This is a genomic window from Niabella pedocola (genome assembly GCF_021044425.1).
In the GTDB taxonomy this organism is placed as follows: domain Bacteria; phylum Bacteroidota; class Bacteroidia; order Chitinophagales; family Chitinophagaceae; genus Niabella; species Niabella pedocola.
Genome location: NZ_JAJNEC010000003.1, coordinates 273,750 through 296,222 on the forward strand (window position 1 = coordinate 273,750; position 22,473 = coordinate 296,222).

The 22,473-nt window shown below is 47.2% G+C and carries 18 protein-coding genes and 1 tRNA gene; 11 read left to right on the forward strand and 8 right to left on the reverse strand.

Annotated elements, in window-relative coordinates; translation table 11 throughout:
- Nucleotides 1–198: 198 nt before the first annotated feature.
- Both LQ567_RS02360 and LQ567_RS02365 read right to left on the reverse strand, forming a co-directional pair.
- The gene (locus LQ567_RS02360; RefSeq protein ID WP_231002492.1) at nucleotides 199–642 is read right to left on the reverse strand and encodes an Hsp20/alpha crystallin family protein; all 444 of its coding nucleotides are present in this window, start codon (nucleotides 640–642) and stop codon (nucleotides 199–201) included.
- 154 nt (nucleotides 643–796) lie between these two features.
- The gene (locus LQ567_RS02365) at nucleotides 797–1,594 is read right to left on the reverse strand and encodes a universal stress protein (protein WP_231002493.1); all 798 of its coding nucleotides are present in this window, start codon (nucleotides 1,592–1,594) and stop codon (nucleotides 797–799) included.
- A 356-nt stretch (nucleotides 1,595–1,950) separates the two neighbouring features.
- Here LQ567_RS02365 and LQ567_RS02370 point away from each other — a divergent pair.
- From LQ567_RS02370 to LQ567_RS02385, 4 genes are all read left to right on the forward strand, one after another.
- A tRNA-Leu gene (locus LQ567_RS02370) sits at nucleotides 1,951–2,034 on the forward strand.
- A gap of 265 nt (nucleotides 2,035–2,299) precedes the next feature.
- Complete coding sequence (locus tag LQ567_RS02375) at nucleotides 2,300–2,656, forward strand: hypothetical protein (protein WP_231002494.1); 357 nt, start codon at nucleotides 2,300–2,302, stop codon at nucleotides 2,654–2,656.
- Nucleotides 2,650–3,117, forward strand: a complete 468-nt coding sequence (locus LQ567_RS02380) for a hypothetical protein (protein WP_231002495.1) — start codon at nucleotides 2,650–2,652, stop codon at nucleotides 3,115–3,117. Before LQ567_RS02375 ends, LQ567_RS02380 begins: the two co-directional genes overlap by 7 nt.
- A 331-nt stretch (nucleotides 3,118–3,448) precedes the next feature.
- Complete coding sequence (locus tag LQ567_RS02385) at nucleotides 3,449–3,820, forward strand: hypothetical protein (RefSeq protein WP_231002496.1); 372 nt, start codon at nucleotides 3,449–3,451, stop codon at nucleotides 3,818–3,820.
- Between the two features lie 477 nt (nucleotides 3,821–4,297).
- Here LQ567_RS02385 and LQ567_RS02390 read toward each other — a convergent pair whose 3' ends face one another.
- Nucleotides 4,298–4,609, reverse strand: a complete 312-nt coding sequence (locus tag LQ567_RS02390; RefSeq protein WP_231002497.1) for a winged helix-turn-helix transcriptional regulator — start codon at nucleotides 4,607–4,609, stop codon at nucleotides 4,298–4,300.
- A 70-nt stretch (nucleotides 4,610–4,679) separates the two neighbouring features.
- Here LQ567_RS02390 and LQ567_RS02395 point away from each other — a divergent pair, with 70 nt between their 5' ends.
- Nucleotides 4,680–5,594 (forward strand): ClpXP adapter SpxH family protein, encoded by a 915-nt coding sequence (locus LQ567_RS02395; protein WP_231002498.1) that lies wholly within the window; start codon nucleotides 4,680–4,682, stop codon nucleotides 5,592–5,594.
- An 88-nt stretch (nucleotides 5,595–5,682) separates the two neighbouring features.
- Here LQ567_RS02395 and LQ567_RS02400 read toward each other — a convergent pair whose 3' ends face one another.
- Nucleotides 5,683–6,651 (reverse strand): MSCRAMM family adhesin SdrC, encoded by a 969-nt coding sequence (locus LQ567_RS02400; protein ID WP_231002499.1) that lies wholly within the window; start codon nucleotides 6,649–6,651, stop codon nucleotides 5,683–5,685.
- Between the two features lie 914 nt (nucleotides 6,652–7,565).
- Here LQ567_RS02400 and LQ567_RS02405 point away from each other — a divergent pair.
- From LQ567_RS02405 to LQ567_RS02430, 6 genes are all read left to right on the forward strand, one after another.
- Nucleotides 7,566–8,828 (forward strand): glycoside hydrolase family 88/105 protein, encoded by a 1,263-nt coding sequence (locus tag LQ567_RS02405; RefSeq protein WP_231002500.1) that lies wholly within the window; start codon nucleotides 7,566–7,568, stop codon nucleotides 8,826–8,828.
- A gap of 367 nt (nucleotides 8,829–9,195) precedes the next feature.
- On the forward strand, nucleotides 9,196–9,687 hold the full coding sequence (locus tag LQ567_RS02410; RefSeq protein ID WP_231002501.1) for a cupin domain-containing protein: 492 nt from the start codon (nucleotides 9,196–9,198) through the stop codon (nucleotides 9,685–9,687).
- Between the two features lie 285 nt (nucleotides 9,688–9,972).
- On the forward strand, nucleotides 9,973–10,779 hold the full coding sequence (locus tag LQ567_RS02415) for a serine O-acetyltransferase (protein WP_231002502.1): 807 nt from the start codon (nucleotides 9,973–9,975) through the stop codon (nucleotides 10,777–10,779).
- A gap of 152 nt (nucleotides 10,780–10,931) precedes the next feature.
- Entirely contained in the window at nucleotides 10,932–11,804 is an 873-nt protein-coding gene (gene cysM / locus LQ567_RS02420) for a cysteine synthase CysM (RefSeq protein WP_231002503.1), read from the forward strand.
- A 239-nt stretch (nucleotides 11,805–12,043) separates the two neighbouring features.
- Nucleotides 12,044–14,599 carry a TonB-dependent receptor gene (locus LQ567_RS02425; protein ID WP_231002504.1) on the forward strand — a complete coding sequence of 852 codons (2,556 nt, stop codon included), beginning with the start codon at nucleotides 12,044–12,046 and terminating at the stop codon, nucleotides 14,597–14,599.
- 68 nt (nucleotides 14,600–14,667) lie between these two features.
- Nucleotides 14,668–16,278, forward strand: coding sequence for a PepSY-associated TM helix domain-containing protein (locus tag LQ567_RS02430; protein WP_231002505.1), 1,611 nt, complete (start codon nucleotides 14,668–14,670; stop codon nucleotides 16,276–16,278).
- Here the strand turns inward: LQ567_RS02430 and LQ567_RS02435 are convergent.
- From LQ567_RS02435 to LQ567_RS02450, 4 genes are all read right to left on the reverse strand, one after another.
- Nucleotides 16,272–17,006 carry a GntR family transcriptional regulator gene (locus LQ567_RS02435; RefSeq protein ID WP_231002506.1) on the reverse strand — a complete coding sequence of 245 codons (735 nt, stop codon included), beginning with the start codon at nucleotides 17,004–17,006 and terminating at the stop codon, nucleotides 16,272–16,274. The genes LQ567_RS02430 and LQ567_RS02435 overlap by 7 nt on opposite strands.
- A gap of 347 nt (nucleotides 17,007–17,353) precedes the next feature.
- Nucleotides 17,354–19,225: a sodium:solute symporter family protein gene (locus LQ567_RS02440; protein WP_231002507.1), complete on the reverse strand. Its 1,872-nt coding sequence runs from the start codon at nucleotides 19,223–19,225 to the stop codon at nucleotides 17,354–17,356.
- A gap of 135 nt (nucleotides 19,226–19,360) precedes the next feature.
- Nucleotides 19,361–20,545 carry a glycoside hydrolase family 130 protein gene (locus tag LQ567_RS02445; RefSeq protein ID WP_231002508.1) on the reverse strand — a complete coding sequence of 395 codons (1,185 nt, stop codon included), beginning with the start codon at nucleotides 20,543–20,545 and terminating at the stop codon, nucleotides 19,361–19,363.
- A gap of 40 nt (nucleotides 20,546–20,585) precedes the next feature.
- The gene (locus LQ567_RS02450) at nucleotides 20,586–22,409 is read right to left on the reverse strand and encodes an aryl-sulfate sulfotransferase (RefSeq protein WP_231002509.1); all 1,824 of its coding nucleotides are present in this window, start codon (nucleotides 22,407–22,409) and stop codon (nucleotides 20,586–20,588) included.
- Between the last annotated feature and the right edge of the window lie 64 nt (nucleotides 22,410–22,473).

Sequence of the window (22,473 nt, forward strand, 5' to 3'; positions counted from 1 at the left end):
AGTAAAAGCCATGTTCAATAGAACACGGCTAGTTGAAGCGGGCAAGGCCCTGCTTACATAGCAGCAATTGGTCTGGCTGTAAATTCCCGCAACGCTTTTGGAACGGGGGAATGGGATTTGTATTCCATTAAGAATGTATTTGTTTGATGATGATACGGCGGTCACCGTCTTTGTGGAACCGTCCGGCTTTATTTAAGTTTAATATACACAGGCGACAGTGGGAACATCATCCTTGCGTCCTGTTGCTTTAGATACGTGAATGGTTAAGATGCCCGCTTCATACTGTGTGTGAAGGAACAATGTGTTTGCGTCCGGAGGCAGTACAATGTCCCGGAACAGGTACCGGTTACTGAATTCGTGCAAAAGGTAGCTGGCACCCGCCGTCAGTCCCTGCTCCGTGTTCTCGGCAAAAATGGTAAGGATGTGATGGTTTGCCTGTATTATAAAGTTTTCTTTTTTCAGCCCGGGTGCTTCCAGTTCAATTTTATAGCCGTCTTTCAGTTCGGTAATATTTACCCGCGGAGGAATGGTTTCCACATCAATGGACTGCAGGATCCCGGCAATGCTGCCCGCGTTGGCGGCGGGCACAAACCCTCCGGGATAGGCCGCCTGGTCTTCATTCCACAAATGATCTGTTTTCATGACTGCTTGTTTTATTTAAAGTGCTAAAATAGATCTGTTGAACGGGGGGAGCAATGAGTAAGGTTAGGGGCCTTGCTGATCTTTATCATTCATGCGCTGTATTGGATCTGCGACTCAGCCGCTGTATCATAACGGCCGGCCGGTTTGCCGTTGGTTAATGTGCTATAAAAACCGGGGCCACATGATCGGTAATGATTTTTGTAACAAAGCTCTCTTTAAAAGAGGTGGATAGGGCCGAGCGCCCGAATGCGCCTGTGATCAGCAGGGGGTTCCGGAAACATTCGACCCAGGTGCTGAAGTGTTTGTCGGAGTCCCAGTGCAGCTTCAGGATCTTTACATCTGTAAAATGCGCATGGGCGTACTCCGTCAGTAGCTGAAGCTGCGGGATGTGGTCACTGTCTTCTTCTTTTACATAGGCGATCCGCACGGGCAGCTGCCCGTATTGGGGAAACAGCAGGCAGCATTGTTTTAAGGCATGCATACTTTGCGGACTACCATCATAGGCCACCAGGAGCTGTTCGGGCGCACCTGTATTTTCCGGTACGGCAAGCACCGGGCAGTTCGCCCAGCGCAGCAGCTGTTGCATATAGCCGTTCGGCTGATGTGCTGCGGTGCCGGCATACAATAGCGCCTGACTGAAGATGAGCAGGTCTGCATACCGGCTTTCATGTTTCCAAAAGGCTTTTTGCCATTCAGTGTTGCTTTTTTCAACGGTATGGGAGGAAATATCGCTGTTCCGGCATTGATCCATAAACTGCGCCGTGTCCTGGTTGCTGAAATGGGGCAGATCTTCTTTGCCGGCGGCAGGATGCCGGGTTGCTGTTGTGATCGCCGGCGCCTTAAAAAAAAGACCTTTTACGGATAGGTGTTCCTGCTTGCGCAGTTCCCTGATCCATTCGAAAGCGCCTTGCGGATAATGATGCTCGTCACATACAAAAAGTATCTTTTTCATAATTGCTGTTTGCGTGCTGCAGGAAACAGGCGTTCCTGTTATGCTGCAAACTACGGTATAAAACGGGGCAATGGCAATGACGGATATTGGCTGACCGGATGATTGCGGTCAAAGCCCGGGTACTTCAATCCGGCCCGGCAGCAGGCAGATAACCGGGAACAATATTTTTTTAAAAAAAGTAGTTTCTTTTGTGATTGGATTTGAAATTTACCTATATTTGCAACCCCTGCCGAGGCAGTGATGCTGGAAACAGCGCAAACGCAATCAGTTCTTTAATTTGATCAAAGGATCTTTAACGTTGATTCCCGGTAAATACCAGGTTTTCAACAGGCGGTATAAAGATCTGTAACATAAATGCCCGGGTGGCGAAATTGGTAGACGCACTGTCTTCAGGTGGCAGCGTTCGCAAGGATGTGCTGGTTCGAATCCAGTCCCGGGCACTCGAAAAGGGTTGTAAGTAAGCTTACAACCCTTTTTTTATTTAGGGCCGTCGAGTTTAGCCGCTTTTTTACGCTTCCTACCGCTATTTCCGATAGAAAAATGAATCCGGGAAATTATATAAACATGATATCTTCCCTCAGCAATATAGAGGTTGGATTCTGGGATAGAATATTGAAGGAGGTGGACTTTATGAATTGAGTTTGTAAGATAGAAAGTAAATGTCTGTAAAGCGGCCTATAATTGTAGTTCTGGCGGCCAGTACTTATGGAAGGGATGCGTTGTTTGGTGGTGGATCTTCAACAGTTGCCGCAAAAGGGGGATTATCATTTAACAAAAGGTGTTTTAGGAATTTTAACAAAACATGCTTTTGCCGGTGGCCGTCATGCAGATTTAGGATTATCAGTGGAGACGATGGCATCGAAAGGACTTAATCTGGTAGAACAGAATATGCCTTTTTTTGAAGCAGGAGGCAATACTTTAATCGGCAACATCAATGGAATACAAAAGTCATTCAAAGCATTTGTTCAGGATGGGAAAATTTTATCAGTAAATATGTATCCAGGAATCTCTAACAGAGTGCCCCATGGAACAGTAATAAATTTTGGAAATGTAACATGGTAAAGGAAAATCAAAATATAGATATTCTACATCAGGAAGACTTAAAAGGTCATAATAGTTTTCTTCTAACCAATTGTATAATCGATACAATTGATTTGATTGGAGAGTTCGAATTGAATGTCCATTTGACTATAGAAAAATGCCTAATCAACAATTTGAAAATTCATTCTTGTTGGTTTGTGAATGGATTATTATTAAAGAATTGTATCGTCAAAAACCATGTTGATTATCAAATGGGAGGGCATAATGCGAAACCAATAGTTATTGAAGGTAATATTTTTACAGGATTTTTTAATTTCTTCGATTGTCAATTTGATAATCGTATTGAATTAAGAAATAACGTTTTTGTCAAGGGTACAAATCTTTTGGGTAATAAAGGAGAAGGGTTCGAAAATAGTTTTGTTGATGGATGGGTTGTTGAAAACAATATAGGTAATATTGATCTAAATGAAGTAGCAGTTTAGTTGCCGCTAAGGGAGATACAGCTAACTAAAAAGATTTTTGGACATACATTGACAACTCACGTGAAGATATGAGGGTGTTTTTAATTAACAAGGGCTAAAGGATCAGAGATGGCATAAGGTCAATTTTTGGATAATCAGAAAGCGGCTCAATTTATTTTAGATAATGTAGGAAAACTGCTAATGGAGCTGTAAATATTCCTTTGCCAAGTGGCTTTCCTGCAAGAATTATTATGCTAGATGGTACATTCAAAGTTCCTACGTATATTCGATTAGTATCTGGTGGAAGTGGGGTTGAGACGGCTTATCCGTTAATTCCTTAAATTCTGTTTTTATGATTTTAAGAAAAGAAATAATCGAGCAGCTAAGTAAGAAGTTGTCATTGCCCTATTTGAGTGTTGAGCAGGATTGGGATATTGAATTGGCAGATAAAAATAGAATTGATGAGTTTATTTCTTATTACAATGAAAATGATTTATCTGCTGAAGTGAAATATGCTACAATGTCCATTATACTTGCTTCTTATGAGGATTTTTTAAATGACAGGGAATTAGAAAGAGATTATAGGTGGTATGAAATTGAAAAAATATTAAAATCAGGAAGGGGACTTTTCAGCGAATTGATGGAGTATTGGGCTGTTGATTCTGAAAAAGAGAATATATTTAGAATTGCGCCCTTGATAAGAGAAGCAAGAGCCACCGATTAGGTTGCTTTTGCTTTATTTATAAATATCTTTTTCTGTGTTCAAGGTCAATGACGTCGATGATGCTGTAATCAGTCGCGGGAACTTGCTTTCTGAACCCGGTATAAACATCACCAGCTTCGCTATGCAAACTTATCACCAATTCATCCAGGCAGGAACGGGCAATGAAGTCATCTGACCGGAACAAATCATTGACAAGATCAATAAACGACATTACTACGCTTATATTGCCTGCTCTGAACGACCGGATCAGGTGATCAGTTAAAAAACCGAAGATTACTGTTGGCAGCCCTCCATATCTTCCCTGATCTCAAACTCCGGGAAGCGCTTGCTTACAACGGCCGTTATAGTATGAATACATTCTGCGTTTATCATTGTATTGAATGTAGGTCAATCGGTAAGGAAGGATTCATTTGTGGATAATGGACATCCCGGAAATTCCTTTTGCGACGGTATTTGGAGGATGCATATGGCCATGCTTTATACAATCCCCTCCAACTGGAGAAAGACCGGTACCAGGGACCTTCCTTTTGCGGTTAAATGGTACTCTATATGTAATGGCTTTTGTTTTATAACTACTTTTTCCAGCAGACCGATTTCCTCCAGTTCTTTTAATGCAAGCGACAGTGTTTGCTTGTTTGAGCCATTGATCTGGCGCAACAAGCTGCTGAACCTTATGGGTGATTCAACGGCCAGGCGGAAAATTTCGGGCTTCCATTTACCCGACAATGATTTTAAAAGCCCCTGTGCCGGGCAGGTTTCGGTGGGCTGTGCTAAATCGGGGATGGTCATAAATTTCTGACTTATTGCTGGTGAAAATGATACAATGCAACTTTGCACAAAGATAAAAATAAATTGAACCATGCAACAACAACATAACCCGCTTTTGTGCGACCCTGCGGAGGGCGTTTGCGAACTGCCCACGGGGAGGGAAGGCAAGGAGGTTCCTGTTCAGAATACTGAAAAGCCGGTAAAGGTTATTTATTTTACGGATCCGATCTGCTCTTCCTGCTGGGGCATTGAGCCGCAGTTGCGAAAGCTGAAACTGGAATATGGAAATGCGATCGAAATAGAATACCGCATGGGCGGTTTGTTGCCGGACTGGAGCTACAACAGCGGAGGTATCAGTAAACCTTCAGATGTGGCGCATCATTGGGATGAAGTAAGTGTTTACTATGATATGCCTATTGACGGCGATGTTTGGTTAGAGGATCCGCTGGCTTCTTCCTATCCGCCTTCCATTGCGTTTAAGGCCGCACAAATACAAAGCAACGAGAAAGCGGTATTGTTTTTAAGAACGATCCGGGAAATGGTTTTCCTGCAGAAAAAAAATATCACCCGGCAAGAGCATTTGGAAACGGCTGCTGAAAAATCCGGGTTGGATGCGGCACAACTTACAGCAGCGATGAACGGTAATGCAAAAACACTATTTGAAGAGGACCTGCGTTTGGCAGGTGCGATGGGCGTTCGGGGATTTCCTACGATGTTCTTTGTTGATGCATCGGGTAATAAAGAGATCGTATATGGTACAAAGCCGTATTCGTTTTATGAAGCGGCGGTTTTGAAATTATATCCGGGTGCCATAAAAACGGCATATGGTCAAAGCTGGCAGGCGCTTTTTTCGAAGTATCCGTCGTTAACCGCAAAAGAGTTCTCTGTACTTTCGGAATTGCCCCGGCTGGAGAGTGAAACCCTGTTGAATGCATTGAATAAAGCGGGAAGTTTGGAAATGCAGCCGACCAAAAACGGGTCCATCTGGAGCATGAAAACGTTCTGATAGGAGCCGGATCTAAACCTGCCGGTAAATATCCCGGATCAATAGCGATGGGGGTCGGAATATCCCGGCAGGTTTTTATAAGTTACCGCTATACATTTGTCTTTAACGTATCCTTTAAACCGGAGGTTGCTTTTTCAACAACCTTTTCCTGATTGGTATTATTTTGATGGGCGTCTTCAGCAACCTGAATCATGAATTGATAATTGCCGGCCTCTAACACTTCAAACCGGATCTCGCCGTTTTCGCTAACCTGCAGGCTGGTCATGACGCCCCCGGGATTTTTGCCGCCTTTTACCACGATGCCGCCAATGGACTGCCCGGGAGCTACGATGTCTTTTTCATCAATACTGTTTTCCGGCAGCTCATTTTTACGTCCGCCGGTATAGGTTCTGGTTTCTGTTTGGGCCGTTTCCTGTCTTTTTACTCCTTTTTCCGAGATGCTTCTTTCCTGGGGTGCGTCGGGTGTAATAAGTGTAAACTGATAACTACCGGGTTCCAGGCCAATTAATTCAAATATGCCCCTTTCATTGCTTATTGTAATCGTCATATTTCCTCCGGGATTTTTGCCGCCTTTTACCACAATGCCGCCAATGGGGGTACCTGGCCGGGCCATGCTTGAGGATCCGTGCATTGGATTTACATCGCTTTGATTTCCGGATTCATATAACGGGTTCCCTGCGCCCACCTTTTCTCCAAAATTTGTTCCCTGGGTCTGCCGGGTAGTAGTAGGTGTCATGGAAAGACGTCCCGCTGCATAAGAAGAGGAAACCGCTCCGCCGGGTTTTGAAACCCCGCCGATGCTTGACACGCCGGTTACCACGGCATTTGCGCCTGACTGAAGTCCGCCGGCTACTTTTTCGCCAAAGGTCTTTCCCTGTGTTTGCTTTGTGGTAGTAGGTGTCATGGAAAGACGTCCGGCTGCATAGGATGCGGAAGCCGCCCCGGATTTTGTAAGCCCTCCTTTTACAGTGTCGCTGCCGGAAACCACAGCCGCTTGTTGTGTAAAAGCACGGGTTGCTATCGTGATAATAAGTGCGGCAAACAGAAACTTTTTCATAATATATTGTTTTATTGTTAATACTGCTTTGCCTGCAGATCAACCAAAAGGTTGTTTTGTTACCCTGTTTTTAAGAAAAATGGACGCTGTACTGGAATTTTACTTCCAAAAACCGGTGCCGAGTTAGCCGGGGCTGCGGGTTTTATATCAAATCGGCCACCGTTGAGGTGGGGGTGAAATGGCCTGTTTGGGGCTGCTAAAGCGTTCCGGCCGGTTTATATCATAGCCGGTGCCTCGGTTTTTCTGTGTTCTTCAGGCTTTTTTGGGGATAGCAGGTAAAGCGGCCGCGTCTTGTCACTAAAATTCGTGATACGCGCTTATTGAAATATTGAATAATTTGCTTCCACAATTGAACAAGATTAAAACTTAGAGTTCCGGCCGGGGTTTCCACCCTGGCTTTATTATTGACAGCACACCCGGTATAAACCGGTTGATAAGGATTGCAGCATCTGGTAAAGCGGAGGCAAAAAAATAAGAGGGAATACAATGATCTGGAAAAATCCTGTAGCCCTCTTAAGCCCTCTAAACCGTAATAAAAGTAATACAGATTACCGCCTGAATTTTTATTATTCGATGAAATGCCGCGGATTTTCGCCATTGTGCCGTAAAATGAAGTTAAAGCGTCGGACGGGCGGATGTTTCAAACACCAACCTGTGCGTTACGCTTTAATCGCGGCCCGGCGCCTGCCCGGGCTTTTTGTACAGCACCTGTACTTGCTGCGTGTGTTGCGGTATTTTGGAATGAATCGACAAAAACTTGAATAAAGCGAACGGAAAATAATTTTTTACTTCGCTTCACAAATGATTCAGGCGATTGCAGCTGTCAGGGCCATTCTTTAAGCGCTTGCTGAAGAAGGGTTGCAGGAGCGATCCATCATCAAACATTTTATTAAAATCTTAAACCGCTTTTCTGTATGAAGAAGTGTTTCCGTTTTCACGTTGCGAAATTTGTTTGCAGTACGATCCTTATTTGTTGTTTGAGTTTTTTTTCGTTTACCGCCGGTGCGCAAAATGAAAGCATTGAAGCCGTTGTGCACAGCGTTGCCGATAATATTATGAGAAACACTTCTTATAAATTTATAGATACAAAAACAAAAACGAGCTATACCGGTACAGCCCAATTTCCCTCAGATGCCGTTATCCGGACACAATCGCTTTACAACAGGTGGGAATACTCAAATGGTGTAATGATGATCGGGATGTTAAAGGCCGCCAGGGCATTTGGCAAGGAAGCATATGCCGATTATGTACAAAAGAATTTTGATTTTATATTTAAGAATGCAGGCTATTTTGATAAACTCTATGCTGCAAATAAACGATCGGAATGGGCGCCGTTCTTCCGCATGGGCTCGTTGGATGATTGCGGTGCGATGGCTGCGGCGTTGGCAGACGCCAACGAACCGGCAAAGAACCAACAATACCAGGCGTACCTTGCCAAGGCGGCGGACTATATTCTTACGAAACAACTGCGGCTGAGCGACGGAACGCTTTCACGGAACAATCCGCATAATATGACGTTGTGGGCAGATGACCTGTATATGAGTGTCCCTTTTTTGGCCAGGATGGGACGGGTAACCGGCGAACGCAAATATGTGGATGATGCGGTGAAACAGGTGCTGAACTTTAATAAATATTTGTTTAACCCTGCCAACGGCTTGTATTATCATTGCTGGTACAGCGACGTAGAACAAAATGGCGTAGCGCATTGGCTTCGTTGTAACGGATGGATTGCGATGGCACAGGTTGAATTATTAAATAACCTGCCGGCCACGCATCCTAAACGAAATGAACTGATCAAATTGCTGGTAAGACAGATTACGGGTATATCCCGTTTCCAGGATCAAAGCGGCCTTTGGCACCAGGTACTCGACAAACCCGATTCATATCTTGAAACCTCGGGTACGGCAATGTTTGTGTATGCCATTGCCCGTGCGGTAAATGAACACTGGATACCGGCTTCTTATAAATCAATAGCGATTGAGGGATGGAAAGGATTGTCTGAGAAAGTACGGGCAGACGGTAATATTGAGGATGTTTGCATCGGTACGGGCATTGCTGATAATATTGCCTTTTACTACCAGCGGCCCAGGATCCTGAATGATTTTCATGCACTGGGCGCCGTATTGTTAGCCGGCACCGAAATGTTGCGGTTAAATGCCGGTAACCAACAGCGTTAAATAAAGCCTGCATCTGGGATCGGGCAAAGCGTAATAAGGTGCGTTTTCTTACCTGTGGAAAATTTCCTGTATAAGTTTTTTTGAAAGCAACCAGTTAAACCGGTATAACGAAAACAAGGTTGCGGTTATTTGGAATGCATCTTGTTTATATTAACACGCGCTTTAATCATTCATTGAGTAGGGGAGCTATTTAAGGCGAACAGATTTTTTTAAAATCAACTCAGCGGCTCTTTTTACCAGCTGATACGGTTATATGGCATTTTCAGGCAGGATGGCATTCCCGTCGTTTTGAACCCGGTCTATTTTTGTGTTTTCAGGTATTAAGTATGCAATTCCAGACCTGATATAATTCATTAAAAAATAGTTTATGATTGAAACCTTTAAAGCTACTGCAACAACAGACAATTCAAGATGGTACATGGGGCACCTGTTTACCTGGCTGGTAACGGCAAAACAAACCGGGGGCAAATTTTCTATCCTTGAAGCCACGATCCGCAAGGGACTTGAGCCGCCTGCACATATTCATGCGCAGGAAAGTGAAACCTACTATATCCTGAAAGGCGTTATGCGGTTTTTTGTTGGCGACAAAGTTTTTAAGGCGCAGGCGGGAGACTGTGTATACCTGCCGGTAAATGTGCAGCATAGTTTTACGCTTGAAACCGAAACGGCAAAATGCATCATCCTGATTGAACCGGGAGGACTGGAAGATTTCTTTGCTGAATTCAGCATTCCCGCACCGGAATTACAATTGCCTCCCATGCCATCGGAGCCACCGGCGCCTGAACTAATCCGGCAATTTGTTGCAGCCCTGGCTACTTACGGTGTTACCTCCCCGGCAGAAGCTGTGGAAGCCGGTTAAAAGCGTTACCAACATTCATTGGGCATTCAGGAACGCAAGGGGAAGGCCACTTCCGTAAAACCGGGAGCGACCTTTTTTTATGGAATAAGTACCAGGTACCGATTCTGATGGAGGCTGATCCACTGCATGGATCTCTGACGTAACATCTGCGCGTTTTATTCAGGACCCCGCTACCTGTTTGGGCTTTATAAAGCCGGTATTGCTCCGGTGTGTTCGGGTTTTATATTTTTTTTAGCCCTGGTTTTTAATTATTATGGTAGATTTGTGGGGTATGAGCAGGTGATTATGGACCAGAATTTTTATCAACAGATATTTGAATCGCAAAAAGGCGTACCCGCCGTGCCTCCCAACCAGGTAATTTCTGCCTGGGCAGATGGGCTGATTTGTTTATTATTTCCCGAACGTGCCGATTGTTTTCCGGTTAGCCCCGAAGAAATACAGCATAAGTTTGCTATCCGGCAGAAAGAGCTGGAGTCGATCATGGCGGCTACCGATACCTGCCGGCAGATATCGAATAAGGCAACGGGCTTTTTCCGGAAACTTCCGGAGCTGTACCGGTTATTAAATACCGATATCGAAGCCATCCTTTCGGGTGATCCGGCGGCGAAGACGCGTTTTGAAGTGATCCGGGCATACCCGGGCTTTTTCGCCATTGCCTACTACCGCATGGCGAACGCCCTGCTGACATTGCAGGTACCTCATTTGCCGCGTATTTTAACGGAGCATGCACATGGCATCACAGGAATCGATATTCATCCCGGTGCCGCCATCGGTGCTTATTTCTGTATCGACCATGGCAGTGGTACGGTGATCGGGGAGTCGACCATTATCGGCAGTCATGTAAAGATATACCAGGGAGTAACGCTGGGCGCTTTAAGCGTAGACAAGAGCCTGATGGATCGTAAACGGCATCCCACGGTGGAAGATGGGGTGGTCATCTATTCCAACGCCACCATCCTGGGCGGCGATACCGTAATCGGCAGCAACAGTATTGTAGGGGGAAATGTGTGGCTCACCCGGAGTATCCCTCCTAATTCAAAAGTCTATCACCGCCCATCCATCGACCTGGTAGAACAGGATATATTGGAGTAGGGCCGGCAAGCTATCCGTAATCGGTTTTAGCGTTCGGTTATCAGAATGATAACGCAGCAGTTGTATGTTTTTTATTTGAAGGTTAGAATTCCGGACTTCGAATTTAGGATTTAGAAATCAGTGCTTCGAATTTTAAGATTAGAATTTATAAAATGGCTTCTTTACTGGAACTGATCGGCCATACGCCGATGGTAGAGTTAAAAAAACTCAATAGCAATCCCAACATAAAAATATACGCCAAGCTGGAAGGCAACAACCCTGGTGGAAGTGTAAAGGACCGCGCTGCGTTCAATATGATCGCTTCGGCGCTGGACCGGGGCGATATCAGGCCTGGTGATAAAATGGTAGAGGCTACCAGTGGCAATACGGGTATTGCGCTGGCCATGATCGCCCGGTTTTATAACCTGGACCTGGAACTGGTCATGCCCGATACTTCAACCCGTGAACGCACGCTGACCATGGAAGCGTTTGGGGCCCGTGTAACCCTGCTCACCGGCATGGAAACCTGCCGCGACTATGCAGAAGAAAAAGCTGCAAAAGGAGAAGCCTTTATTTTAAACCAGTTTGCCAACCCCGATAACTGGGGCGCACATTATAAAACCACCGCTCCCGAAATATGGGCGGATACGGCCGGTTCCATCACTCATTTTGTAAGTGCCATGGGTACCACCGGTACCATTATGGGATGTTCCAGGTACCTCAAGGAACAGAACCCCAACGTGCAGATCATCGGGTGCCAGCCCACCGAGGAGGCCTCTATACCCGGCATCCGCAGATGGCCCGAAGCCTACCTGCCAAAGATATTTGAGCCACAGCGGGTAGACCGCGTGATGGATATTACCGAGCAGGAAGCGATCGATTACACCCGGCGTTTGGCCCGGGAAGAAGGCGTATTTGCGGGAATGAGTACCGGCGGCGCGGCGGCCGCAGCCTTCCGGATCGCATCCGAGCTGGAACAGGGAACCATTGTTTTTATTGCCTGCGATCGCGGCGACCGGTATCTGAGCAGCTCGCTTTTTGGGTAGGAGAAACGAGATTTCAGACCTCAGACCTCAGATTCCAGATAACAGATATGAATTCTAGTATCTGATATCTCGTATCTCAAATCTCAAATCTCGTATCTCAAATCTCAAATCTGTAATCTCAGTACTCCACCTCATTTACGCAATCCGAAAAAAAAATACACGTCTTATTTTTCCCGATCTCGAAACGGGGCAGGCCGCAACCGCGGGTAAATTTGCCTTCTGATTTTAAATAAGACGATATGATAAAGAAGTTTGTGATGGCGTTGCTTTTTATAAGTAACGCTTTGTTTTTATATGCGCAACAGGCGTCCATCCATGGAAAGGTAACCACTGCCGACGGACAGCCGGTATCGCTGATCAGTATTGTACTCAAAGACACCAAATGGGGAACCGTTTCCAATGAGAATGGACTGTTTCAGATAAAAAATATTAAGCCCGGGGAATATACGCTGGAACTTTCTTTTACTGGTGATACCAGGGAACGTAAAGTGGTTTCTTTATACCCCGGCACCAATTTAGAACTCAATTTCAGCATCCGCGAAAACTCGAAAGACCTCAGCGAGGTGATCGTGGAAACCAACAAGATCATGAACCGGGCAAGCGTGTACTCGAATAAGATGCCGCTTGCAAACCTGGAAAACGCACAGGTGGTGACGGCGATCCCGGATGTGATCCTGCGGAAGCAGATCGCCATGAGCCTGGAGGATGCCATGAAAAATGCAGCGGGGATCTCGAAGATCTGGGATGCCACTAACCGCCCGGATGGCGGTTCCATTTTTGTGAGCCGGGGTTTTCAAACCACTACCAAGGCCCGGAACGGCTTGCCCAATATTGTAAATACCAACGTTGAAATGGCCAACCTGGACCGCATTGAAGTACTGAAAGGCCCTTCGGGTACCCTGTTTGGCAGCATCGTAAACTCATATGGCGGACTGATTAACCGGATCACCAAACGGCCTTATTTTTATAACGGCGGATATGTGGATGTGGCTTACGGTTCGTATAATTTTATGCGGGCTTCTGCCGATGCCAATGTGGTGCTGAAAAAAGATCAAATGGCCTTCCGGGTGAACGTAGCCGGGCAAAACCAGGATAGCTGGCAGGATGCGGGCTTTCAGCAGAACTATATTATTGCACCTTCCTTTATTTATAAGCCCAATGATCGTTTTACGTTGAATGTAGATGCAGAGATTGCGGGCTCCAAAGGAAACAGCAATGGCGGTAATTTTATGTTTATTTTGCCGCCCAGTACAATTAACGCAGCAATGGCCGGAATGCTGGGACAAAGCGGTCTTCCGGAAGCTACGGTAAATGCCATTATGGCCCAGGCTCCCAAAACATTGAAGGAAGCTTATGGAACAGATCAGATCAGCCAGCTGAAACTGGATTATAACCGCTCCTTTATCAGCAACGATGTATACTCGAAAACCAATACCAACTCCTTCTTTGCAGATGCCGGTTACCGGTTATCGGACCACTGGACTTCTCAAACATCGGTTACCTATAGCCTCAGTCATAACAACGGGTATGCCGGTTTTCAATACCTGTTGCCCAATTACCTGGGGCATTTCCTGCAATCATTTTTAAGTACGGGGAACCCGGATTTTGGTACGCCCGGTACGGATAGTGTAGCCCGTATGGTATGGAAGCCGGTAGGCAGTACCAAAACCTTTGATGTGCAACAGAACTTTGTTGCGGATTATAATTTTGGAAAAGTGCGGAACCGCACCGTTCTGGGACTGGATTACCTTTCTTACCGTTCGGATGTGACCTACTATTATTTTTACGGGATGCTGCACAATGTGGTGCCTTATCCGTACCTGTTTGATGTGGTGGATGCCAACGGTCGCTCGGCTGCTAATCTTACGTATAACAAGTCTAACCTGGATGCCGCTTATCAAAACCGTGGCAGTGTGGATGCCAGTATCTACAATCAGCACTCCAATGTATTCAGTGGCTATATCAACAACATCACCAATGTTACCGATTACCTGATCCTGTCTGCGGGGCTACGGATCGATCATTTTGACAATATGTTGAAGGATGCGGTTGCGGAAGGCGTAAAACCCTCCCAGGCGAAACTGTCTCCCAAATTCGGTTTAATCGTTATGCCGGTAAAAGACCAGTTGTCTTTTTTTGCAAATTACCAGAACGGGTTTACCAACCAGTTTGGACAAAGCAAGAACCATGTAGCCTTCGAACCGGAAGCAGCCAATCAAAAAGAGATCGGCGTCAAATATGCCCTGTTTAGAAATAAGCTTACCGGCAATATCAGTTATTATGACATCCTGGTAAAAAATGTGATCCGGCAGGACCCGTCGGATGCCAGCTTCAGCATCCAGGATGGAGAACAACGCAGTAAGGGGGTAGAAGTAGAAGTGCTGGCCAACCCTTATAAAGGCTGGACCCTGCTCTTTGGGTACGGCTACAACGATAGCAAGATGCAAAAGGCCGATGCCGATGTGAACGGTCTGCGGCCCGTACCTGCCGGGCCTTACAATACCTTTAATTTCTGGACGAACTATACGTTTACCACAACCGCGCTGAACGGATTGGGTGTGGGTTTCAGCCTGAATCATTCCGGTGAGTCCAATGCGGTAAACAGTAATATCGATGGCAAACTGGTGCTTCCGGCAGCCACCATACTGGGAGCGCACCTGACCTACGATCGTAAACATTACCGCCTGGGATTAAAGGCGAACAACGTAAGCAACGAAAAATACTGGAAGGGCTGGACCAATTTTATTCCGCAGATGCCCCGGCAGCTGATCGGAACCATTGCCTATAAATTTTAACCGTTAACGATCGCGATGCGGGCGTTTAAACGTGCTTTTAGGCACCTGCATTTTTTGAAAGCAATGTTATGACCGACAAAAAGAGCAGCAAGCTGAAATGGGCCGTTCACCAGAAACGCTGGTTTGGAAAATGGCATCTGTACCTGGGTATTATTGCAGGTGCTGTACTCTGCGTGGTGGGGCTTACCGGCAGCATCCTGGTTTTTGCAGATGAGATCGATCAGGCATTGAATAAAGAACTGTTCCGTTCGATGGCGTCCCAACGGCGGTATTCCATCGAGGAAATCGCCACCCTGGTGCCACAAAAATACCCCGGCAAAAGAGTAGATTATGTGTTCCTGCCAAAGGAAAACGATCCCAATATCAGTTATGTCTGTTACAATTTTACTACAGAAGAGCAGTTCTTTATCAACCCCTACACGGCAACCTTAACGGGAAAGCGCTTACACCACAGTTCCTTTATCGGGTTTGTTACCGAGCTGCATACCAACCTGCTGATGCACGGACCGGGGCAATACATCGTAGGCCTGGCCACGCTTTGTCTCCTGATCCTTACGATAAGCGGTTTGCGTTTGTGGGTGCCGCAGCAATACCGGAAATGGAAACAGTGGCGGTCGGTACTTACCGTAAACTTCAGGTCGGGATGGAAGCGACAGAACTACGACTGGCACAATGTGCTGGGGATTTATTCTGCACCAGTGGTGGTGATGCTTTCACTAACCGGTTTTGCGCTGACCTTCGGCCCGGTTTTTATCGCATTTTTATTTATTCTTACCGGCCGGTCTCCACAGTCGGTGCAGCAGATTTTCGGACAAAAATCGGAATGGGTACAGGGCCGTAAGGCCCTTACGCCGGCAGGTGCCGCAACGGCAGCCCGGGCGCAATTTCCGGATGCCGTTATCCGGGGGATTGCGTACCCGGCCGACAGTACCGCGGCCTATCGTTTTGATATGCGGTCTGATGGAGTGTCGAAGGAAGGAAATCGGATCATGCTGAGTATTGATCAGTATACCGGTAAGATCCTGTTGAATAGTGAAACGGATTTTCCAAATATCGGGAACAGTTATCTTACCTGGCTGGTACCGCTGCACCTGGGCACTTTTGGCGGGTTGCCTACCCGCATCCTGGCATTTTTGGGAGGGCTGGTGCCCTCGTTGTTATTTGTTACAGGGTTCATCGTGTGGTGGCCCCGGTTTAAGAAACAGCAGGGGAAGAAGGGCGCTGTTCCGCCCCGCCCGGCGAGGAATGAAGCACAATTGCAGGCCATCCGTACTTTGCCTGCTGCGGGCTATTTTGGCGTTCATTTTAAAAAAGGATTAAAGTACGGATTGCTGCTACTGGGATCGGCTTTGGTGGCAGGGGGGGCTTTACGGACTTATTTCGGGGATCGTGATTCAACCGGCCTTGTTTGCCATTTTATATACCGGTATCCCGGTAATCGTAAACGTGGTGATCGCCCTGCTGTTATTTATGATCGGCGGTCTCCTGTTGCTCATATTAAGACGACCGATCAAAGGATTGCTGAAATACCTTTCCTTATCCCTTGCCATCCTGCTGGTTTTCCTGCCATTTGTACTGGCCATCGCCCTGCTTTCGAGGAACCTGTTTTGACAACCGGCTTGCTGCCGGAAAGCGCTGCTGATGCGCGTTGCAAGTCGGAAGAGGGGTGTGGTTACTGATCCCTGCGGCTTTCGACCGTATAAACAAAGGAATCGGCCTTGTAATAACCCAGGTTGTATTCGATAGGGCGCTCGCCCCGGTCGTATACAAACCGTTTACGGAAAAGTACCGGATCGCCCTGGGGGATCTCCAGTTTCTCCGCAATAAATTTGGAAGCCGGTTTGGCACTGATCTCTTCCTTGGAAAGATTCACCACGATATGATGATTTTTTTCCAGCATCTCATACAGCGGGGTATTGAAATCTTCTTCACCGCTGAGCCCGATCCGGGGATGAAAAAAAGAAACAAAATACACGAAGGGCGCCTCGGGACGTCCGCGTAAGCGCTCCAGTTTCAGGATCTTTTTATCCGGTGCGATCTGGAAGAAATTAGCAATAGCTTCCTCCGGATGCACCCAGCTTACATGTAATTCATAGTTTTTAATGGGAATACCACGGGTTTGCATCTCCTGCGAAAAACTCAGCCAGTTGTTGGATTTGGAGCTTACAGCAGTTCCGGCAACGCGGGTACCGATCCCTTTTTTGCGTATCAATAAACCATCATACACCAGCTTGTTCAGCGCCTGCCGCAATGTGGTACGGGAAATCGCCAACTGCTTGGCAAGGTCTACCTCGTTTGGCAATAATTTTCCATTGGCAAACTGGGGATCCTTGATCAGGTTGCGGAGCAATTGTTCGGCCTGTACGTGAAGCGGAACATGATTTTTATGATCCAGCGAAAGTTTCATCGTTTTTTAATTCTTAAAGACAAAAATAGAACTATTTATACATTTATTACCTGCTATGCTGCTATACATATGGAGTATACCAGTAGCTGATGAAAGGTACAAAAAAGAATGCCAAATAATTGGTTTTCTGCCATCTCGCTGATTTTAGTGCTTCAATTTCGCTAAAAATGATAGAACTTTCCTCACAAACAGGGTATTATCGGGAGGGTTTATGTGGTTATGTATGAACAATTGAATGTTTGTTGAAAATCACCCGTTTAATACGCTTAAGCATTATGTTCATGCATATATGACGGCATTGCCGGCAACGGGTGGTTGCGGAAAGATGGAGGGTGAATGAACCGCTATTACTGTTCCAGCGATTTCATGAATGCATCGTAGGCTTTTTCCTCCCGGTTCATTTTATCGTACCAGTTTTTTTTCAGGATCAATGTGGTAATGCCCAGTACCAGGATGGTGCTGATCAGCGACAGTTTCTGCTGAAGTACGATATACATGGGGATGAGGGTTAAACAGCATTGCCAGATGATGCCCACGGCCACATTCAGCATATCGCGTTTGAAGCCGGTATTGGTTTGCAGGCCGGGGTACCGCTCCCGCGCTTTTTGCGCTACGGGCTTCCAGAAACCCCAGGGACGTACTTTGGTATAAAAATCAATGAGGGTATCCATATCTGTTGGCCGGGATGTAAGTGTGCCCGCAATACAGCCGGCAAAGGACAATATCAGCAGTATGGGGAAATAATACAGCGGAAGGGTGTGCGGGAAGAATTCGGGAATGATCATTGCTGCGGCAATACCGGTAAGCATTCCCCAGAAAAATCCGTTGCCGTTAAACCGCCACCAGTACCATTTGAGCACGTTTGCGGAAATATATCCTCCATATAATGCGGATACGATCCATTGTAATACGGTATTGATGTTATGGATATAGATACCGATAATGGTACTGAAAGCAACCACTACCACGGCAATGATATAGCTGGCACGGATCTGTACTTTTGAAGATGCCCCCGGGTTAATGTATTTGAGGTATACGTCGTTGATAAGGTAGGCGGGCGCTGCATTAACGGTTGATGCAAATGTAGACATGAAGGCAGACAACAGTGCCGCCAGTAACAAACCGGTGAGTCCAACACCCAGGAACTGATGAATCGCCCGGGGGAGAATGGTTTCGAAATCGATCCCGGTGCCCTGTGCCCTGAAGTCGCTGCTGAAGAATACCACTGCCAGTACGGTAAAGCCCATGATCATAAGGTATCGTGGAATAAGCAGGAATACGGATACAGAACCGCTCATCAATGCCGCTTCCCGGGGTGTGCGGCAGGCCAGGATCTTCTGCATGTCGTAATTTGGCGCAGGGCCCGCCATGCTGAAGAATATTCCTTTGAACAACATCATCATTACAAAAATGGAAAACAGTCCGTACTGGTCTTCTGCTATTTTATGTGTAATGGAAGGCAGGAGCAGGCTCCAGTCGAGGTCCAGCGTCCAGCCAAAGAAAGGGGTATCCCAGCCGGCCGGTATGTGGGCTGCCAGCAGTTCCGGGCTTACCCGTGTGATGGCGGTAACCGCAATCACAATGCCGGCCGTTGTTTTAATCACAAACTGGATCACATCGCCCCATACAATACCCTTCATGCCACCCAGCATTCCATAAAAAGTAGCGATGGCAGTAAAGAAAATGCCATAAACATGGGGTGCATATTGCGGATCGATCCGGAACGGAATATAGGGCGCTACGGCTTTCCAGGGCAGGAACACTTCAATGAATTTACCGATACCAACGAAACCATAGCTCAGGAATCCCACCACACCAATAACCGCGTACAACACAACGATGGTATGGGAAAGGTTGGCGCCTTTTCCATAACCAAACCGCGTGCGGATCCATTCGGCACCGGTACGCACGCCGGAGCGGCGCAGCCATACGGAAAGATACACCATCATAAAGATCTGGTTGAACACCGGCCATAGCCAGGGGATCCAAAGGCTTTTTAAACCATAGGTAAAGGCCAGGTATACGAGCCACATGGTGCCCGAGATATCAAACATCCCCGAAGAATTGGAAAGTCCCAGCAGGTAAAAGGGCATGGTTTTGCCCCCCAGGAAATAAGTATCCATATTCTTCGAAGCCTTTTTTTTGAGCACCAGCCCAATAACGACCATCGTGAGCAGGTATACGACAATAATCAGGGCATCGATCCATTCAAGCTTCATGCAACATATTTTATCCTTTAATCGTTAGATGCGCAAATATCGGCTTCCCGGAAGAATTTTCATAAAGCAGCTTGCATCCGGACCTGTTGCTGCGTCCGTTGCAGGTGGTCATCCTGTAACAACGGCCTGCATATTCTATGCGTATTGCTCCAGGAATGCATTGTTTTTATCAATCAGTTCATTGATCTGGCGCACCGATTCCGCGGAGCGAAAGCCGTCGCGCGGCGTATGTAAACAGTAGTCCAGCAGCCGGTCGGTGGATGATACCGCTACATGCATGCGCGTATCGCTGGATGCATAGTAAATGTACAGGGTGCCATCCTCGTCGGCGATCCAGCCGTTGGAGAATAGTACATTGGATACATCACCGGTTCGTTCCTCATTTTCAGGAGCCAGCAGGTAGCCGCCCGGTTCGGCAATCAGTACCGAAGGGTCTTCCAGTGAAGTAAGATATACGTACAATACATAACGCAAACCGGAAGCGCAGCCGCGTACGCCATGTGCCAGGTGCAGCCAGCCCCTGGATGTTTTAATGGGAGGGGGGCCTTCACCGTTCTTTAATTCCTTTATGGTGTGATAATGGCGGTTGTTAATGATGGTTTCCGACCGGATCACCGGGTTGCGGATATCGTCTACCAGGGCCCAGCCGATGCCTTCCCCTTTGCCCGCGAGGATAAAATTGTCCTGCGGTCTGGTATAAAATGCATACCGCCCCTGTACAAATTCAGGATGCAGCACTACGTTGCGTTGCTGGCTGCAGGCCTGTATATTGGGAAGCCGCTCCCAGTGTATAAAGTCTTTGGTGCGTACAATGCCGGAGCTGGCGAAGGCGGCAGTCAGGTCGCCAGGTGCAGCATCCGGATGCTGCCGTTCGCTACAAAAGATTCCATAGATCCAGCCGTCTTCATGTTCGGTAAGCCGGATGTCATAAATATTTGTTTCAGCGGGCGAAAGATCCGGTAGTGAAACCGGCCGGGGCCAGAAGCAGAACTGGTCGATGCCGTTGGGACTTTCTGCAATGGCAAAAAACGATTTGCGGTCCACACCTTCCACCCGTACCATCAGGAGGTACCGGTCTTTCCATTTGATGGCGCCGGCGTTCAGGGTGGTATTGATGCCAATGCGTTCTATAAAAAGCGGGTTGGTACGGGGATCCAGGTCGTAACGCCAGGAAATAGGTACATGCTTCCTGGTAATTACCGGATGCTGGTATCTGCGCACAATGCCGTTATAATCGGCGATGGGGGTATTGGTTTTGGCAATCAGGAGTTCCTGCTCCCGGATGATGGTCTCCAAACGTTGCTGAAAATGTTCTGTCATAATTACTGTCTTTCTTGCACGAATCTTTTTTGGATCATTATCAGAATGTATCGGGATACAACGGCATGCGGGTTACCCGGTGAAATGCGGTACCACTCGGCGCCGTGATTTCCATTTCAAAGCTCACGGCTTTTGTAACGGGATCTATTTCCACAATCCTTCCTCCGTATCCGCGGGATGTGCGAACACCCAATCCCGGACAGAAGAGGATATGCCCCGTCTGCCTGAGGTATTGCACGCCCGACACCGCCTGTGCAAAGCCTTCTGCACCCAGCGCCTGTCCATAGGTCCAAACCTGTTGTACGGTTTTTTTGCTTTCATCGATCCTGTATTCTACCGCGCGGCTATAGTTGTCGGAGCGCAGACTGTTGGGGATCCAGTTCCGGTTATAACCGTTGTCAAATACGAGGATGTTGTTGTTGGGAAGTACCACGGGCGTATGGGGGCCCCATGGCCAGTCGAAATCAGGCGCGGCCGCATCACCGGAGATCACGTCCGGGTCTGTAATGGGTTGCCCGTTTTTATCAACAGGGTTCAACAGGTAGGGCTGATAGGAGGCACTCCAGTATTTGTGGGGTGAAATGATCCAGCGCACCGCGCCCGAGTGGGTGAAGCTAAAAATACCCTGGTAACGTGCCGTAGCCAGCAGGTTACCCCCTATTTCGCCTATAGAATTATTATGTGCCCAGTTATTGGGCGTTTGCGAAAATTCGGGCGGGGTGATACCGTCTGGTTTCTGGTAGCGGGAAGAATCCAGCTGTGTGGTAAGGTCCCATTCTTTTACAACGGTACCTCCGGCAGGATCCAGCTCAATAATATGATCGTTAACCCGGGGCTGTCCGTTCTTCAGCCTTGCAGCGGATTTGGTTACGGTAATCAGGAAATTACCATTGGCGGCCTCGGTAACTTCATGGTGAAACGTGTAACCAAGCTTCTGCAGATCCCACTGGTGCAGCAGGTTACCAAACATATCCATCTCCACAATCCGCTGTTGTATCTGATCACCGGCGATAAAACTGCCCTTCTTTGTACGTTTTAACCCGATGGAAGCCGAAAGTTTTTGCAGGTCGGGGGATGATTTCAGGAGCAACAACCACCGTATTTCTCCCTGGCTGTCTAACATATAGGGAAGGGATACATCGATCTCGCTCATTCCGGGATAACTAACCAGGTTCACCCCCGGCTCCATTTTCTGAGGATCGGACTTTATGACCTGTAATATGGGAAAATCGGTTACAGGAATGGCAGCGGTACGTATGCTGATTTGTGTGGTACCCCGTTCTTTGCCGTCCTTATCGGTAAAGGTAAGATCCACCTTGTTGTCATAATTGGCATACAAACCCAAAACGGGAATACTCTGCCGCTCCATTTGTTCCTGGAATAAATGAGTGATCGTGCCGGCTTCGCCATTCCTGCCGTGCACCGTCACTTTTACCCGTCCCAACGCCGGCAGCCGCAAATAAACCATTGCCGCCAGTGGGTTGTACCCGGAGGGATTGAGTTTTACATCTTCCACAATAAAATCCAGTGAAGTTCCTTTGGAGGGAATGATCAAGGTGGATCCATCACTGAAGGTAAGGGTGGTTCTCCAGCGTTCCGGCTCGGCAGCCACTTTTGTGATTTCCTGTTCCGGAATGGTTAAGGGACCTGTTTCAAAATTAAACACATAGGTGTTGCCTGCTTTGGAAACATCATTTAAAAGATCCCCTTTGTCTGCCCGGGACTGCAAGGTGGCCTTGGATGCTATTTGAACAGGGGTATCGTTCTTGCGGCTACAGGAAAACAACAGCAGCAGCAGCCATAACAGGCCCTGCCGTTGTAGCATATTCCTGAACGCTGTTTTTAACCGTACAGATAGGATCATCGTGCATATGATTTGATCCTGGCAGTTGCTTTCGATATAGCAAAGAAAGAACCAGGTAATGAGA

Excerpts from the sequence above, each read along its gene's own strand:
- LQ567_RS02395 (WP_231002498.1), top strand. The coding sequence starts at position 4,680 with ATGCAACAACAACATAACCCGCTTTTGTGCGACCCTGCGGAGGGCGTT.
- LQ567_RS02385 (WP_231002496.1), top strand. The coding sequence starts at position 3,449 with ATGATTTTAAGAAAAGAAATAATCGAGCAGCTAAGTAAGAAGTTGTCA.
- LQ567_RS02430 (WP_231002505.1), top strand. The coding sequence starts at position 14,668 with ATGACCGACAAAAAGAGCAGCAAGCTGAAATGGGCCGTTCACCAGAAA.
- LQ567_RS02415 (WP_231002502.1), top strand. The coding sequence starts at position 9,973 with ATGGACCAGAATTTTTATCAACAGATATTTGAATCGCAAAAAGGCGTA.
- LQ567_RS02380 (WP_231002495.1), top strand. The coding sequence starts at position 2,650 with ATGGTAAAGGAAAATCAAAATATAGATATTCTACATCAGGAAGACTTA.
- LQ567_RS02435 (WP_231002506.1), bottom strand. The coding sequence starts at position 17,006 with ATGAAACTTTCGCTGGATCATAAAAATCATGTTCCGCTTCACGTACAG.
- LQ567_RS02450 (WP_231002509.1), bottom strand. The coding sequence starts at position 22,409 with ATGATCCTATCTGTACGGTTAAAAACAGCGTTCAGGAATATGCTACAA.
- LQ567_RS02440 (WP_231002507.1), bottom strand. The coding sequence starts at position 19,225 with ATGAAGCTTGAATGGATCGATGCCCTGATTATTGTCGTATACCTGCTC.
- LQ567_RS02375 (WP_231002494.1), top strand. The coding sequence starts at position 2,300 with ATGGAAGGGATGCGTTGTTTGGTGGTGGATCTTCAACAGTTGCCGCAA.
- LQ567_RS02400 (WP_231002499.1), bottom strand. The coding sequence starts at position 6,651 with ATGAAAAAGTTTCTGTTTGCCGCACTTATTATCACGATAGCAACCCGT.
- LQ567_RS02405 (WP_231002500.1), top strand. The coding sequence starts at position 7,566 with ATGAAGAAGTGTTTCCGTTTTCACGTTGCGAAATTTGTTTGCAGTACG.
- LQ567_RS02445 (WP_231002508.1), bottom strand. The coding sequence starts at position 20,545 with ATGACAGAACATTTTCAGCAACGTTTGGAGACCATCATCCGGGAGCAG.
- cysM (WP_231002503.1), top strand. The coding sequence starts at position 10,932 with ATGGCTTCTTTACTGGAACTGATCGGCCATACGCCGATGGTAGAGTTA.
- LQ567_RS02425 (WP_231002504.1), top strand. The coding sequence starts at position 12,044 with ATGATAAAGAAGTTTGTGATGGCGTTGCTTTTTATAAGTAACGCTTTG.
- LQ567_RS02365 (WP_231002493.1), bottom strand. The coding sequence starts at position 1,594 with ATGAAAAAGATACTTTTTGTATGTGACGAGCATCATTATCCGCAAGGC.
- LQ567_RS02360 (WP_231002492.1), bottom strand. The coding sequence starts at position 642 with ATGAAAACAGATCATTTGTGGAATGAAGACCAGGCGGCCTATCCCGGA.
- LQ567_RS02410 (WP_231002501.1), top strand. The coding sequence starts at position 9,196 with ATGATTGAAACCTTTAAAGCTACTGCAACAACAGACAATTCAAGATGG.
- LQ567_RS02390 (WP_231002497.1), bottom strand. The coding sequence starts at position 4,609 with ATGACCATCCCCGATTTAGCACAGCCCACCGAAACCTGCCCGGCACAG.